General features: G+C 58.9%; 16 protein-coding genes. 6 read left to right on the top strand and 10 right to left on the bottom strand.

Going from position 1 to position 15417, the window contains the following annotated elements; genetic code table 11:
• Positions 1 to 196 precede the first annotated feature (196 nt).
• The 9 genes from Q9Q94_RS12175 to Q9Q94_RS12135 form a co-directional block, all read right to left on the bottom strand.
• Complete coding sequence (locus Q9Q94_RS12175) at positions 197 to 1252, bottom strand: chemotaxis response regulator protein-glutamate methylesterase (protein WP_305980353.1); 1056 nt, start codon at positions 1250 to 1252, stop codon at positions 197 to 199.
• 10 nt (positions 1253 to 1262) lie between these two features.
• Positions 1263 to 2135: a CheR family methyltransferase gene (locus Q9Q94_RS12170; protein ID WP_305980913.1), complete on the bottom strand. Its 873-nt coding sequence runs from the start codon at positions 2133 to 2135 to the stop codon at positions 1263 to 1265.
• A gap of 175 nt (positions 2136 to 2310) precedes the next feature.
• The gene (locus Q9Q94_RS12165) at positions 2311 to 2718 is read right to left on the bottom strand and encodes an Hpt domain-containing protein (protein ID WP_305980352.1); all 408 of its coding nucleotides are present in this window, start codon (positions 2716 to 2718) and stop codon (positions 2311 to 2313) included.
• 12 nt (positions 2719 to 2730) lie between these two features.
• A complete protein-coding gene (gene motB / locus Q9Q94_RS12160; protein ID WP_305980351.1) occupies positions 2731 to 3786 on the bottom strand; it encodes a flagellar motor protein MotB in 1056 nt (351 codons plus the stop codon).
• A 48-nt stretch (positions 3787 to 3834) separates the two neighbouring features.
• Entirely contained in the window at positions 3835 to 4689 is an 855-nt protein-coding gene (motA, locus tag Q9Q94_RS12155) for a flagellar motor stator protein MotA (protein WP_305980350.1), read from the bottom strand.
• Between the two features lie 194 nt (positions 4690 to 4883).
• Entirely contained in the window at positions 4884 to 5432 is a 549-nt protein-coding gene (gene flhC, locus Q9Q94_RS12150; RefSeq protein WP_305980349.1) for a flagellar transcriptional regulator FlhC, read from the bottom strand.
• 16 nt (positions 5433 to 5448) lie between these two features.
• Positions 5449 to 5763, bottom strand: coding sequence for a flagellar transcriptional regulator FlhD (flhD, locus tag Q9Q94_RS12145; protein ID WP_305980348.1), 315 nt, complete (start codon positions 5761 to 5763; stop codon positions 5449 to 5451).
• A gap of 288 nt (positions 5764 to 6051) precedes the next feature.
• Positions 6052 to 8034 (bottom strand): diguanylate cyclase, encoded by a 1983-nt coding sequence (locus Q9Q94_RS12140; protein ID WP_305980347.1) that lies wholly within the window; start codon positions 8032 to 8034, stop codon positions 6052 to 6054.
• Positions 8035 to 8191: 157 nt separating this feature from the next.
• Entirely contained in the window at positions 8192 to 9775 is a 1584-nt protein-coding gene (locus tag Q9Q94_RS12135; protein WP_305980346.1) for a diguanylate cyclase, read from the bottom strand.
• A gap of 155 nt (positions 9776 to 9930) precedes the next feature.
• On the opposite strand from Q9Q94_RS12135, the gene Q9Q94_RS12130 reads away from it, so the two are divergent.
• On the top strand, positions 9931 to 10467 hold the full coding sequence (locus tag Q9Q94_RS12130) for an NUDIX hydrolase (RefSeq protein ID WP_305980345.1): 537 nt from the start codon (positions 9931 to 9933) through the stop codon (positions 10465 to 10467).
• Between the two features lie 9 nt (positions 10468 to 10476).
• Here Q9Q94_RS12130 and Q9Q94_RS12125 read toward each other — a convergent pair whose 3' ends face one another.
• Positions 10477 to 11100: a hypothetical protein gene (locus Q9Q94_RS12125; protein WP_305980344.1), complete on the bottom strand. Its 624-nt coding sequence runs from the start codon at positions 11098 to 11100 to the stop codon at positions 10477 to 10479.
• 117 nt (positions 11101 to 11217) lie between these two features.
• Between Q9Q94_RS12125 and Q9Q94_RS12120 the strand changes: the two genes are divergently transcribed.
• The 5 genes from Q9Q94_RS12120 to Q9Q94_RS12100 all read left to right on the top strand — a co-directional run bounded on the left by Q9Q94_RS12120 (position 11218) and on the right by Q9Q94_RS12100 (position 15391).
• Complete coding sequence (locus tag Q9Q94_RS12120) at positions 11218 to 11835, top strand: HNH endonuclease (RefSeq protein ID WP_305980343.1); 618 nt, start codon at positions 11218 to 11220, stop codon at positions 11833 to 11835.
• Between the two features lie 34 nt (positions 11836 to 11869).
• Entirely contained in the window at positions 11870 to 12118 is a 249-nt protein-coding gene (locus Q9Q94_RS12115) for a SemiSWEET transporter (protein ID WP_305980342.1), read from the top strand.
• 251 nt (positions 12119 to 12369) lie between these two features.
• Complete coding sequence (locus tag Q9Q94_RS12110) at positions 12370 to 13554, top strand: hypothetical protein (RefSeq protein WP_305980341.1); 1185 nt, start codon at positions 12370 to 12372, stop codon at positions 13552 to 13554.
• Entirely contained in the window at positions 13551 to 14666 is a 1116-nt protein-coding gene (locus Q9Q94_RS12105; protein WP_305980340.1) for a hypothetical protein, read from the top strand. Before Q9Q94_RS12110 ends, Q9Q94_RS12105 begins: the two co-directional genes overlap by 4 nt.
• A 98-nt stretch (positions 14667 to 14764) precedes the next feature.
• Positions 14765 to 15391, top strand: coding sequence for a hypothetical protein (locus tag Q9Q94_RS12100; protein WP_305980339.1), 627 nt, complete (start codon positions 14765 to 14767; stop codon positions 15389 to 15391).
• Positions 15392 to 15417: the final 26 nt, after the last annotated feature.

The raw sequence follows: 15417 nt of genomic DNA, 5'->3' as shown, positions 1-15417 counted from the left end.
GACATCGCAGCAATCTGCTTGAACAGGCGACATTATCCTGAAATCCGTCATCTGCCGCTTGCTGCGCGCGTGAATATCTTTCACTCGACTACGTTAAGGAGTCGGACACAGGCTTTTGTCAGCATACTCGCGCTTCCCGGCACCAGCCGCCAGCCGCACTCTCGGGCACATCGGGTATCCACGCCAGCAGGAAACTCTAGACACCCCGCAGAGAGTGCATCACCCGTCCTGCAATCTCGCGCAAGGAGGCCACCTCATGCGCAGCACCATTGATTGTCGCCTCTCGCGGCATCCCCCATACAACCGAACTTTCCTGATCCTGGCAGATGTTGTAGCTGCCCGCTTCACGCATGTTCAGCATGGCTTGAGCACCATCCTTCCCCATCCCCGTCAACATCACCCCTACACCACTGCGTCCGACCTGTGCAGCAGCCGAGTTGAACAACACCTCTACCGAGGGACGGTGACGATTGACTGGGTTCTCACGCGACAGCTCACACTGAAATCCCCCGGACACCCGTCGAACCATCAGATGCGAATGCCCCGGAGCGAGATAGACAACCCCTGGTTTGACCCGCTCGCCATGCTCTGCCTCCTTTACATGCAGACTGCACAAACCATCCAGCCGGCGAGCGAAAGAGGTCGTGAACATTTCCGGCATGTGCTGAACGATCAGGATGCCCGGCATTCTTTCCGGAAAACGTATCAGCACCTCACGAATTGCCTCAGTCCCTCCGGTTGAAGCACCGATCAGCACAAGCTTTTCCTGCAAAACTTTAGCGGTAAGCGGAGCTCCCGGAATGCTCGACAGGACGGGGGACCGAAGCTGGCTTGGCACCTGGCCCAAATGCTTGCGAGACAGAGCAGCCGCCCGAATCTTTTCGCAGATCTGGTCAGCGTACGCATGAATATTCCCGACCGGATCGGTTCTGGGTTTGGAGACGAAGTCTACCGCCCCCAATTCCAGAGCACGCAAGGTAGTTTCCGAGTCCTTTTCGGTCAGACCCGAAACCATTACAACCGGCATTGGCCGCAAGCGCATCACCTGAGCCAGGAACTCCAGCCCATCCATATGCGGCATGTCGACATCCAGCGTCATCACGTCTGGATTCAGGGTTTTGATGAATTCCCGGGCCTCAAGGGCGTTACAAGCGGTTCCCGCGACATGCAGATCCGGTGCCGCATTGATGACCTCAACCAGCACGGCCCGCATCAGCGCAGAATCATCCACCACAAGAACCCGGGTTGTCACGATTTGAACCTCAGGGCTTGCGTCCGACCGCCGTCAAGCCCGAGTCGGCCTTAGCGTACACCGTACGCCCCAGCGATTTGAACAGACTGACGGCATGGATGAAGTTTTCGGAGTGTCCCGCATACAACAGCCCCTGAGGCTGGAGCAGCCCGGTGAAGCGTTCGAGAATCTTGTACTGCGTAGGCTTGTCGAAGTAGATCATCACGTTGCGACAAAATATCGCGTCAAAACTCTCCCGCAAGGGCCAAGCCGGCTCAAGCAGATTGATCTGCCTGAAAGTAATCAGACGCTGCAACTCGGGGCGTACCCGCACATGACCTTCCTGATCACCCGTTCCGCGCAAAAAGAAACGCTGCACACGCTCTTTCTCCATGCGCTCAACCCTGTCAGCGGTGTAGACACCTTTCTGTCCCTGCGCCAGCACATTCGTATCCAGATCAGAGGCGGTGATCTGCACTGGCGGATTATTGCCGAAGACCTCACAGGCGGTGATTGCCAGCGAATAAGGCTCTTCGCCTGTAGACGCCGCGCAGCACCAGATCTTGAATGGACGCCGATCCGCAGCCTTGCGCATCTGTTCGGCAAGCAGATCAAAATGATGTGATTCGCGGAAGAACGAAGTGAGATTGGTTGTCAGCGCATTGACGAAAGCCTCCCACTCCGCGGCGTCGCCACTGCGCTCAAGCTGGTCGAGATACTCGCCAAAGCGCTTCATCCCACGCGCGCGCAAACGTCGCGCCAGACGGCTGTAGACCATATCCTGCTTGACTGGCGACAGGGAAATTCCGGCGTGCTTGTAAATGAGGCTGCGCACCCTCTCGAAATCCTGAGGGGTGAACTCGAATTCACGCAGCCCTGTATCGATACGCTTGAGGGCATCCATGACCCCCTGACGCGGATTCGGCGTACCTGAGCCCGTCATGCCGGAAGCAGAACGCGACGGCAAAGGCGATGAAACGCCTGTCGTTGCCCGCACAGGAGTTCCCACCGGCAAAGGCTTGCGCAAACCTGGTTTGCTGTTATCCATTTCGTCCCATCCCTTTCAAGCCCCTGCTCGCTCAGCCGCATGCAGCGGCCCTGTCCACCGGGCATGCCGCAAGACGCCCGCCAATCGCGGCTGCCAGAGCAGCATCTCCGCAAAGCCCCTGCTGACGCCGCTGCAGCAGCTGCCGCAATCCATTAACCGCTTCCAGGCACAGGGTCTGGCGCGCCAGACTCATGACGGTTTCCTGTCGTTCAACCTGCAGCAATGCCAGCTCCAGCGCCTGTGCCAATTCGAGCACGTCATCAAAACCAAAAGCTCCGCTGCTTCCCTTGATCGAATGAGCTGCACGTATCGTTTGACGCATGCTTGCCGCGCTCGGCGACAACTGCGACGCGCCTTGCAACTGGCACTCCAGGACCTGCAAGCATTCAGTGCTTTCGTCGAAATACAACTGCAGGAATTTACTCAGGTCAATCCCCATTCCCGGCCTCTCTCACCGCGCTCGTGGAGGCAGCGCAAGCACAGGACGAGTCAGTTCCTCCCGCGCGCCATCCACGATGGGCTGCGGTTCAACCGGCGTACTGGCATTCACATCCAGATCACGCCCCTCTTGCAGAATGGCCTCTTCGGTACGTTTGTTCATGACGATCAGGGTAATGCGCCGGTTGATCGGACTGTACGGATCATTCCGATCCAGCGGGATGGTCGAAGACAGGCCAACCACACGCATGATCTTGCGTTCATCCATCCCTCCAGCAATCAACTCCCGGCGCGAGGCGTTGGCTCGATTGGCAGAAAGCTCCCAGTTCGAGAACCCGCGGCTACCGCCCGCATACTGGGCAGCATCGGTATGCCCTGAAATGCTGACCTTGTTTTCCACCTGATTCAGCACCTGTCCGATCGCTCGCACAATCTCTCTGGTGTAAGGCTTCATGTCGGCACTGGAGGTGTCGAACATCGGACGATTCTTTTCGTCCACAATCTGGATCCGCAAGCCCTCAGAGGTCAGGTCGAGAAGCAGTTGACTTTTGAACTGGCGCAAGTTGACGCTGGCTTCAATCACTGCTTCAACCTTGGCTTTCACATCCTGCAGCAGCAGACGCTCAGCTTTTTCCTGCTGCATTTTTGCCGCAGCCTGTTTCTCCAGCGCGGCCTGCTGCTCGGGAGTCAGCTTCTTGGCCTCCCCAGGCGACATGGTGGAGTCCGCTGGAATCACCTTGACCTCACTGATCTTGCGCGGCTCCTTGTAGTCTCCACGCGCCGCATCCCCCACTGATTTGGTCAGATCCGTGCCGCCGCCCGACAAAGGTGAATTGGACGATCCGGTACCCGGTCCGCCGGCCATGGACAGTTTGAGTGGCGACTGAAAGTGATCGGCAATCCCCTTCAGATCCCCTTTGGTGGTCGACCCAAGCAACCACATCAGCAGAAAGAAGGCCATCATCGCCGTCACGAAATCTGCATAGGCAATCTTCCAGGCGCCGCCGTGTGCGCCGCCGCCGCCTTTCTTGATGCGCTTGACGATAATGGGTTGCTGGTTATCGGCCATGACGGAACATTAATCCCTTGGAAGCAGAGAGTTATTGCATCGCATCGCTTATTTCTTACGGCTCTTGATTTCGCTCTCGAGTTCAGCAAAACCTGGCCGGTCAGTAGAAAACAGCACCTTGCGCCCAAACTCCACCGCTACTTGTGGCGCATAACCGCTCATGCTTGCCAGCAAGACGGTCTTGATGCACTGATAGATTTTGCTCCCTTCGTCGGATTTCTGTTCCAACTGCGAGGCAATTGGCGACACGAACCCGTATGAAACAAGGATCCCCAGGAAGGTACCCACCAGCGCCCCACCAATCATCTTTCCCAGCACGGCGGGCGGTTCCCCGACCGACCCCATCACATTCACCACCCCCATCACCGCGACCACAATACCGAAGGCCGGCGTAGCATCCCCGGTCTTGGCCCAGATATGGGCCGGGGCATGCGCCTCGTGGTGATGGGTCTCGATCTCGACGTCCATCAGGTTTTCAAGCTCGAAAGCATTCAGGTTGCCGCCCACCATCATGCGCAGGTAATCGCACAGGAATTCGAGAGCGTGATGATCATGCAGGAAAGCCGGGTACTTGGTGAAAATCGGGCTCGCTTCAGGATTCTCGATATCATTTTCGATCGACATCAGACCTTCCTTGCGTACCTTGGCCAGAATTTCAAAAAGCATTGCCAGGACTTCAACGTAAAAAGCCTTGTTGTAGGGAGATGACTTGAACAACGTCGGCAAGGCACCGATGGCGGCCTTGAGATTTTTTGTCGAGTTGCCGGCCACCAGCCCGCCAATGGTCAGCCCAACTATGGCCAAGTACTCCATCGGCACAAACAGTGCCGCCAGGCTTCCGTGCACCGCGTAAGTGCCAACCGAAGCCGCAAGAATGATGACGTAGCCGACAATCAGGAGCATTGCTCAAACCCCGTGCTGTGAACCGGGCATGTAACCCGATCCGTATCCTTCGCGTGACAGACCCGCTTCAAACCGGAAAACTGTCTCGAACCATTACAGGTATCGGCCCCGACCAAGAAAACTTGACTGCCCGAAGCAGCAAAAAAAACGCCGGTCAATACCGGCGTTTTCCCGTTGAAACCGCACCGCAATTCTCAGGCCACAGCTCCAACCACATCTTCGCGCATCGGTTTCTTGCCCTTGCCAGCGCGTGCCGGCACGTGACAAAGCCCGCACACATAGCTGCCCGTCGGGTCGTAAGCGTGCGCAACAAATTCCCCGCTACAGCAGGTACAACGTGTTTGTTGCAGCATTTTTGCATCAAAGAAGCGAACCAGCGTCCATGCCCGGGTCAGGCTCAGAACCTGATCAAGCTGCATAGACTCGACCTGTTCACGGTACATGCGAAAAGCCTGCAATGTCGCATCCAGCCCCTTCAGTTCTGTGTTACGGGTCACAAACCCGCGCATGGACATGAACAGCGAAGCATGCACATTCTGCTGCCATGGAATGAACCAGTCGGTCGAAAAGGGCAGCATGCCCTTGGGTGGCGACTCTCCGCGGATTTCCTTGTAAAGCTTGAGCAAGCGCTCACGCGACAGACCCGTTTCCGATTCCAGCATCTGCATGCGCGCACCCAACTCGATCATTTCAATCGCCAGCCGGGTTTCCTGCGCATCCTGAACAAGACTTTTCATTCGCATGATGTGCTCCCGACTCTCAGGCCAGATGCTCAACAGGCTTGGTTGCAGCAAGAATGGTAGCGTGAATGCGGGCTGCTGCATTTTCACGGCCATGATTCCCGAGCAGGTTGAGCAGCAAGGTGTCGTCAAAACGGAAGCGGCACAGCAACATGTCGCTGGAAGCCATACGCAGAATTTGCGCCGGAGACAGGTTCTCGATGATTTCCGCCACATCCTCACCAATGCCCAGCTTGAACATGGCGCCCGCGTGGTCAGCCATGATCATTTGCTGCGCAAGCATCAAATAGGACAGATTGAGTTCCCGAATTTCATTGCCGATATCCATCTTCATGATCCACCTCCTCTACGCCCTGCGGGGAAGCCCTGTTTCCGGGCTCTATGGGAGTGGATTCTCCACGGCAAGGGGGCGACAACCAATCAGGCGGCGTCGGAAAAAGATGTAGCAGTGAACGACGAACAGCACGTAAGAAAGCCTCTTACATGCCAAACATGAAGACCAGATTAAAGGGCAGCAGGAAGTGGATCAGGATCGTATGTCCTACCCTAACGGACAGGTTTTTGGAAACTTTAGGGTTTCACCAATATTTTTTTATCCCCTGACCCCGGAACTACTGCGACCTCATGCAACCCCGGCCGCATGAGGCTTTAACTGAACGGCGGCCACGCGGTTACGGCCATCCTGCTTGGCCCTATAAAGTCCCTGATCGGCGCGCTTGAGCAGGCTATCCGCATCAACCACGCTCTGGTCTCGCGAAGCCACCCCTGCGCTGATGCTTACCTTCAGATGCAAAAGCCCTGAAGAAATCTGAGCATCCTCCACGGCACGCCGTACCCGCTCCGCACAGGTCATTGCGGCCTCAATCGCAGTGTCCGGGCACAGCACAACAAATTCATCGCCTCCGGTCCGGGCCACCAGATCGTGTCCGCGCAGCGCACTACGAATCGCTGCCGCCACCTGCCGCAGCACCGAATCGCCGACATCATGGCCATAGGTGTCATTAATCGCCTTGAAATTATCAACATCCAGCATCAGGCAGGACAAGGCTCGTGAGCTGCGCACAGCCACCGCCCATTCCTGCGCCAGGCGGTCCGTGAAAAAGCGCCTGTTAGGACATGCCGTCAGCGGATCCATCAGTGCCACTTCCTGCAAGCGCCGGTTGCTCACGGCAAGCTCGGCCGCAAAATGACGGATTTCCTCACGATCGCGCTCGATTTCGTAATGCAGTGCGGCCAGGCGCCGACCGGCACGGATCTTTGCCAGCAGCAAACGCGGGTTGACCGGCTTGGCTAACAAATCATCGGCGCCCGCGTCAAAAGCGGCAATGGCGGTTTCTTCGGAAGCATCTTCCCCCATTACCACCACATAGATCGAACGGCCAATCCGCGTCTTGCGCAAGGTTCGCAAGAGCTCCCCACCTTGGATATCAAGCAGTTTCCAGCCCAGCAACATCATGTCCGGATGGAAGTCCAGGGCCATTTCGGCGGCCATATAGCCATCGCCGGCCTCGGCCACGTCGTAACCGCCTTCAAGCAGAGTCTGCTTGAGATTGCTGCGCACAGCGGCATCACTCTCAACCACCAGCACCCGCAAGAACCGTTCGTGATGGGCATCCTCAACCGCGCCCTCGTTGACCTCCGTCACCGGCGGCTCTCCGGCCGGCTCCGTTGGCACCGGGGAGGAGGATTCGGCCTCCCGGGCCAGATGTTCAAAGGGAGGCAACTTCTCAGCATGCACATTAAGCAGGGAGCCCCATTCAACCCATTCAGCCACAACACCATCGGACAGGGTTGCCAGCGTTTCGTCATCGAAGGACAAGCGGGAGCCCGCCAGGCGCACCCTGCGCAGCAAGGCCGGGCGCTCCGGCTCTGAGGCCAGACACAGATCGCCCAACTGACGAGCCAGCATCAGCGTCTGGGTCAGCGTGGCATCACGCGAACCCTCAGGCTGCGGACATTCAATCCCGGCCGCCATGCAGTACGCCGCATCGGTAAACAGGCGTGGCAAGCCCCAATCCGCCAGCATAGCCGCCCCCAGCTCGGCATTGGTCATCGCAAAGACCTTCGCCTCGAGTTCGGCCAGCCGCTGTGGTTCGTGCCGGGCATCACCCAGAATTTTGGTGTAATCATGCGGATACAGCGTGGCCAGTGCCAGTTCCCCCACACGCCCGAGCAGACCGAGACAATACGTCTCATCCGGGGCGGCAACACGGGTACGCAGTGTGACCGTCTGGGTTGCGACCGCCGCCAGCAACGAAAATGACCAGTAGCGGGTGTAATCAAACCCTTCGCAAGCGCCACTGCGGTAATGCGACAAAAGAGAGAAACCCAGCGCCATGTTGCGCACGGCAGGCAGGCCAAGGATGGTCAGGGCATCCTGCACCGACGCGATGGGGCGCCGGCCGTAGCCAATGATGCCGTTCGCAGCCTTGATCAGGCGGCCGACAAAGGCAGGATCGGAGCGAATGACCCGGGCAAGATCGGCCATTGAAGCATCGTCCTGCTGGGTCAGACGCATGATGGCCAGCGCGACGCCTTTGGGAGAAGGCAGATCGCCAGAAGCCTTGAGCTGCTCAAAACGGGAAACGTCAATAGGAGGCGCCATATGCTGCAAGCCGGAAGTGTTCAGGGAAGTTTCATGCCACGACGCGGGGCGCTCTGCCGCGGCAGACGACGCCCCCTTTGCGACATTTACGGCATGGCGTGAGGAGACTTGACCAGCAGCAAGTACCACTGATCGGGGCCTGGCCTATGCAGCCCTTTCAGGCGCCGGAACGGCTGGCCGGCACAACACAGTTGCGCCCTGCGCGCTTGGCAGCGTAAAGCGCGTTGTCGGCAGCTACCATCAGTTCCATCATGTTGGTGTAGCCGGGGAAGGCCGCCAGCCCGGCGCTGAAGGTAACCGAGAAAATACCCTCATCGTAGGCATGATAGATCTGGGCAAATCCCTCGCGGATGCTGTTCAGACGCTCCAGCGCCTGCTCCTGGGATGCCTCGAAGAACACCACGACAAACTCTTCACCACCATAGCGGCCCACCACATCGGCACGGCGCAAGCGCTGCTTGAGATAGCGCGCCAGGGTTTTCAGGACCCGATCCCCCACGGTATGACCATAGGTGTCGTTGACGCGTTTGAAATGGTCCAGATCCAGAATCGCATAACACACCGGCAACTGCTGACGTTCCCCCTGCAGCAGCGCCTGCTGCAGCAGCGCCTTGGTCTTGATGTGATTGAACAGACCGGTCAGGCTGTCTTCGACCATCAGCTTGCGCAAGCCACGATAACGCTCTGCCTTGCTGATGACGGTATTGACCAGTTGCGCCTGACTGATTGGCTTGGTCAGGAAGTCATCACCACCATGGCGCATCGCTTCCAGTTGTACGTCCTCGCTTGTCTCACTGGTCAGATAGACAATCGGTATCGACTCGAAAGCCTTGTTCTGGCGAATGATTTTCGCCACTTCCAGCCCGTTGCAGCCCTGCATGTGGAAATCCAGCAGCAGCACATCGGGAGAAAAATCCAGCAAGGTTTCCAGCACCAGGTCGGGTTGGCGAATGGTGCGCAAACTGAGATTGGGAATCTGCTCCAGCGCTTTCTGGATCGATGCCAGCACGGTAGCCGAGTCATCCAGCGCCAGCACCCGATAAGGGTCTTCCTTGGCCATATAGGCCAGCGGATCAACCGCATCAACCAGGGCATTGATGGTCAGCGGCTCCAGAAAGAAGCCTTGAGCGCCATGTCGGACGGCCTGCAGACGCAGGGCAAAATCGCCCTTGCGCGACATCGCAAACCATTTGATGCCTTTACGACAGATCTGATCCGCAAATTGTGCCAGGCTGGCGTTCAGCCCATTGCCGATTTCCATCACCACCGCCACGGCACGCAGATTTAACGCGGCCTGCAAGCCTTCCCGATAATTCGAAAAGACCTTGAAGGCATAGCCATAATGCTCCATCTGCAGGAGCAGATCCTGCACCGAATCCGGTTCGGGAGTCAGCATCACCACCAGCGGCAGGGCATCATCCTCGATCGGACTGGTTGTCGCCAAACGGCGTGGAGCCAGGCTGCAGGCATCGCGCACAACGGCAAAGATATGGGGCAGCAGCAAATCAACCGCCGATTTCTGTTGTTCCCCCGGCTCCTTCACATTCGCCAGCAATACGGCCAGCGGACGCAAGGCGTCTTCAAGCTCCGTCAGCCCCTCTTCCTTGGCCAGCGCCAGCAGACGATCGCACTGCAGCATGAAAGCGGCCCAGCGCTCAAGGTCGTGACAATCCTGCCAGACCATTTTCCAGGCTGGCACCACGTCGTTCCAAGTGTTGTGAATTTCGAGACGGTTGATCATGGCGGCATCCGAAGATGCAATAAGGTTATCAGCAACAGAAATTTGCGGGACTTTGCTCCAAATCCCAAATTGGTGCCAATCATATTCGATTGTCGGCCTCACCCAACGCCTGAGATAGAATGTAACCATTCCGTCCGGTCAGAAGATCGCCTGCAATGAAATACTGTTCTGCCTGTGGCGCTGAAGTCAGCCTGCGCATCCCGGCAGGGGATCAGCGCCCGCGTCATGTCTGCATTGCCTGCGGCAGCATCCACTACCTGAATCCGAAGCTGGTTGTAGGCGCCCTGCCTGTATGGGAAGACAAGATCCTGCTGTGCCGCCGTGCAATCGAGCCACGCATGGGTTTCTGGACCCTGCCCGCAGGATTCATGGAAATCGGTGAATCCACCGGCGAAGCCGCCGTGCGCGAAACCCGGGAAGAAGCCTGCGCCCGCATCGAACTGAACGAAATGTATACGCTGATCAATATCCCGCAGATCAGCCAGGTCCACATCCTTTACCGTGCCCGCCTGCTTGATCTGGACTTTGCTCCCGGGGAGGAGTCGCTGGAAACCCGGCTCTTTGCCGAGCACGAGATCCCGTGGGATGAACTCTCCTTCCGCTCGATCAGCCTTTCCCTGCGTCACTATTTCAAGGATCGGGCACAAGGCAGCTTCCACTTCCGCGAAGAGACCCTGGGCGCCCTGAGCTGATCGCCGCTCTCAAGGCTCGAACACCAGCTCCAGCTCGAACGCCCGGCCGGCCAGTACGGCAGGCACCTCGACTTCGGGCAAGGCCTTCATGATGTCATCCTGCCAGAGCTGATCGACCCGGGTATCGCCAGACGACTGCCGCAACGTCAGTTGAGCAACGCCCGGCCCGGCCGGTACCGACAACCCCACCCGCAAAGGCGCCGGCAGTTCCGTTGAGGGAGCCAACACCTCAAGCAGATCCAGGCGATAGGCAACCAGCCCCTCCGTCACCGAGAGCGGACGCACGCCCGGCATCACCGGAAGTGGCGCATCAGGCGTTGCGGTCTGCTTCATCACACCCGCCGCAGAGTTTTCGCGCGGGCTCTGTGCCAAGGTCGGCGATTCATGCCCGGCAGCCGCACGCACCATGTCCGACTCCTCCACAAGCCGCGTCGGAGCTTGCTCTGCAGGTAGCGTATCCGCAGATCCTTTGTGCAAGCGGCCCTGCAGAGGGGCCAGCCCGGAAGCCCCGCCAGATGCCGCTTTCAGACCTGCACTGCCACGCCACAAATCCATTGCCACGCCATGCAGCAGAACGGACGCCGCCACGCCAGCCAGCAGCACGCGCTGCCAGGGAGCCCACGGGCGTGACATGCGGACAACAAGAGGATTGATTATTCGGTTCAAGGCGATTAGCTTGTCGGTTGCAGGATGCAATGAATAGTGCTGTTGATATGTGGTCAAGCGAGGCCCCAACCAGGCGACACACCCATGCGCACGCCCGAGCATCGTCCCGAAGTCCGTCCTCTCCACCGCGAGCGTCGCCCGCTGATCCTCACGCTTGATGCCCAAGGCCAGCCGCACCGCTGGGTAACCTGGCAGCACGCTATCTTCTACTACTCCCGCAACATGGTTGCCTGGGACGCCGGCGATGCCTGCTTCACCTTCCTCGGTGGCACCTCGCGCAAGACCGGCAACCGCTCCGTCATTACAGCCAACAGCATCATCGCAATCAAGGGCAAGGCCCTGAGCACGCGCAATCTGCTCCAGACGCCCCCTCTGACCAACCGCGAGCTTTTCCACCGCGATCGCCATATCTGCGCGTATTGCGGCCACGAGCTGACCGGTACGCGGCTCACCCGCGATCACGTCAAGCCCGTATCCCAGGGCGGCGCAGATACCTGGATGAACGTTGTGACCGCCTGTCGGGCCTGCAACCAGCGCAAGGGCGGCAACACCCCCGAACAGGCGCGGATGATGCTGCTTTTTGCCCCCTATGTACCCAACAAGGCCGAATACCTGATCCTCTCCAACCGCAACATCCTGGCCGACCAGATGGACTTTCTCGCCCATCACCTGCCCGCCCAGAGCCGCTGGCGTCGGGCCTGATAGAATCAGCGCCCATCCTGCCGTCCCGCGCATCATGACTGACCTGATCGGCTATCTCGCCGCCTTCTGCACGACCCTTGCCTTCGTTCCGCAAGCCTGGCTCACCTGGAAAACCCGCTCCGCTCATGGTGTCTCGCTGGGCATGTACAGCATTTTCACCTTTGGTGTCTTTCTCTGGCTGGCGTACGGAATCCTGCTGCAGGCCTGGCCCATCATCATTGCCAACCTCATCACCCTGATACTGGCGCTTTTCATTCTGATCATGAAACTGCGCCTAGGCTGATCGCTTCGCCCTTTGCCCAGACTCCGGGCGGCCCAATCCCGCCTTTTATCCCCAAAATCTCGCCTGCCGGACTCTTCATGTTTATCGTCCGGCGCGGCATGGAATAGTGCCGCTCCCCATGCTCGCCATACGCCCGCCCTTTTGGGCAGGCATTTCTTTACATGTTTTCCCGTATCCGCCCGGTATGATCCACGCCTCGCCCATGTCCAAGGCATGGCGCCCCACTTACCAACCCTCCTGCAAAGTGGTTTATGAGCAAGTTCCTGTCTGCTGTTATGGCGCTCGCCTGCGCCTTGTCTGTTCTCTCCTCACCCGCGGTTCATGCCGCTGAAGCCACTCTTGCCGGTTTTGCCTTCGCCGGCGACTTCAAGACCGCTCCCGCCCGCTTCCCCTACAGTTTCAAGGTATTCGAAAAACTGAAAGCAGCCGGCGCGGGCAACAACCTCTCCGCACAGGTCATCAGCCGCAGTCAGGGCATCAGCAATCCTGCACTGGAACTGCGCCCTGCCAGCTCTCTGGTCAATCTCAAGAACAGCGATCAGGCCCTGATGGCCGTTCTGGTGCTCACCGATGAAATCGTTTCGAGTGAGAACTACGGCAGCTACTACAAAACCTTCGTCAATCTGCGCGGCAACCTGCTGATTTTCGATTACAAGGCACAGGCGGTCATCCGCACCTACCCCCTGAGCACGGTCATCTTTGACGCCACGCCGTCCGCACCGTCGGAGGCCCGGCTGCAGAGTTTCGTTGAAACCCAGCTCGCGGGTCAGGATGGTCAGAGTCTGATCAGCCTGTTCACCAAACGCCTTGCCACGGCCGAACTGCCGAAGGAAGGCACCAAGAGCCTGCAGGTCAAGAAGGTTGAAGTGTCGCCGGAAGCCCTGGCTCAATTCCCCGCGCCTCTGCGCAAGGACCCGAAGGCTGCCGCGACGCTGATGGCGGACGCCTACGCCTCCATCCTGTCCGCCCGTACCGGCGTGCCGCTGCTGCCCAACAGCATTGGTGCCGTGGGTGGCGTGATGATGATGCGGCTGGAAAATGGCGATGACTTCAAGCTCAAGGTCGCGGAAGGCGATTACCTGTTTGACCTCAAGCTCAACGGTTTCGTGAAAAAGAAGACCGACGAAACCAATGTCGGCATTGCTTATGTGTATGGCGTCTACTCCAGCCTGCGCTTCTACGAGCCGTCACTGGGCACTGAATTCATCAATACCGACATCAAGAATGGGGAATCCAGCGTGGTGCCGGCCACCCAGGTCAGTGCCGACGACTTCCCGGCCTACTCCGACGCCATCAATGGCCTGTACAAGAAATTCACCCCCTTCCTGATCGAAGGCGCGCAAACCGACCAGAAATGGCTGGTGGCCGCCGCCTCCGCCAAGGACATCAAATCGCAAGTCGAAACCGCTCGTGACATTCTGAGGAAATGCAAATGAAGAAGCTTCTCGTGGCCCTTGCCGGGCTGATCCTGTCCACCCAATGTCTGGCCCAGGTAGTGACCTCCAAGGGCACCGGCACCGCCACCTATGGCTGGAGCCTCTCCGCCGGTGACAAGGACAAGGCTTACAAGGCCGCCCAGGTCTCCGCTGTCGAACGCTACTTCGCCGAAGCCGGGGAAGCCGAATCCGAGAACTTCGAAGCCATCCAGCCGAAGATCGAAGCCAATCTCGACAAGTTCCTCCTCAGCACCACCATCATCAACGAACAGAACCAGGAAAGCGCCAAGAAATATTCGGTCGCAGTCCGCGTCGAGATCAACGTTGCCAAGCTGCGCAGCACCATCCGCGGCTCCAGTGCCACATCCAAGACAGCTCAGGCCGAGCGCTCCCAGCTCGTCTATGTGTTCGTCGGTCGCGAAGTATCGAGCGTGCGTTCCTTTGACGACCGCGTCGTGAAACGTGCCGAAGTCGAGCGTGAAGCCTCGGTGGATCGCTCCAAGTCCGTCAAGGGCGCCGAAGGTGAAGTCGTGCGCGGCAACGCGGTGGCCACCGCAGCGAACAAGAAATCGTCGGAAAGCGTCACGGCCAAGGCCTCGATCAAGGTCGAAACCGGCGGCAGCACCACCCGCAAGGCAGACGACACCAGCTATCGCCTGCTGTCCATGAACAACACCAAGACCTCGATCACCAGCGTGTTCTCGCAAGGCGGGTTCCAGGTTGCCGAGCCGGAATTCGTGCTCGAAGACAAGGACATCAAGGCGGTGAACCAGGACTTCTCGACTGGCAATGACCTCGCCCCGGGCACCCTGCGCGGTGTTGTCGCTGCCCTGCGCAATGCTCAGGTTCCTTATCTGGTGCTGGCCACGCTCGACGTTGGCGCACCGATGCAGGACGACGCTACCGGCATGCAACGTGTTGCCGTTACCGTCACCGGTCGCGTCCTCGACGTGTCCGGCAAGCTGCCGCGCGAAGTCGCTTCGGTGCCGGCCGTGCAATACGCGGGCCTGGGCGCAGACAACGCCAGCGCCTCCGGCAAGGCTCTCAAGGATGCTTCGCTGGCGGCCGCCCGTGAAGTCGTCAGCCGCCTGAACGCTGCCGGCATTCGCTGAGAATCGAGAATCCGGATCTGCTGACGGGGCATGTGCCGGCATCCCCGTCAGACTACCGTGCCGGTGTTTGAGCTAACTAGCAAACAAGGAAAAGTGACATGAAAAGCAAATTTCTGGCGATGATGGTCGGTGTGGCCCTGAGCGCAGCATCCGGCATGGCCTGTGCCCAATTCGGCGGCATGAAGCTGCCCGGCATCGGCGGCGACAGCGCCGCTTCGAGCGTGAGTTCCGAACAGATCGTCAAGAGCTACGTCGGCGGCGCCCGCGACGTGAACTCGGCTGATGTGAAGATGCTCACCGCCGTGGGCCTCAAGGATGAAGCCGCCAAGGCCGAGCTGGCCGGCAAGAACCTGACCGAAGGTGCGACCACTGACTCGCTGAAAGAGTCGAGCCAGGTGCAGACAGACAGCAGCAAGGCGCTGGAAGCGAAGTTCAAGGATCAGAAGGTCGAGATGGACGCCGCCAGCAAGAAGAAATTCAGCGATGGCATGGCCGATCTGGGCCGCGGCATCATCAAGTACGTCGGCATGGGCAAGGAGGCTCAAGGCTTCAAACCGAGCCCGACGGCAATCGGCGCCTCGACCAACTCGGCCCTGTTCATCGTCAAGAGCCTGCCGGACTCGATCAAGAATCTGGGCAGCACCCTGAAGAGCTCGATCGATTTCGCCAAGACCAACAACATCCCGGTGCCGAAAGAAGCCAGCGACGCCACCAGCATGATCTGAGCGTAAGCGCCCAGGCCAGAACGGGG

Origin of the sequence: Uliginosibacterium sp. 31-16 (assembly GCF_030730865.1) — a bacterium.
Lineage (GTDB): Bacteria > Pseudomonadota > Gammaproteobacteria > Burkholderiales > Rhodocyclaceae > Uliginosibacterium.
The sequence above is the reverse complement of the archived record's forward strand: the minus strand, read 5'-3'. Positions and strand labels throughout refer to the sequence as shown.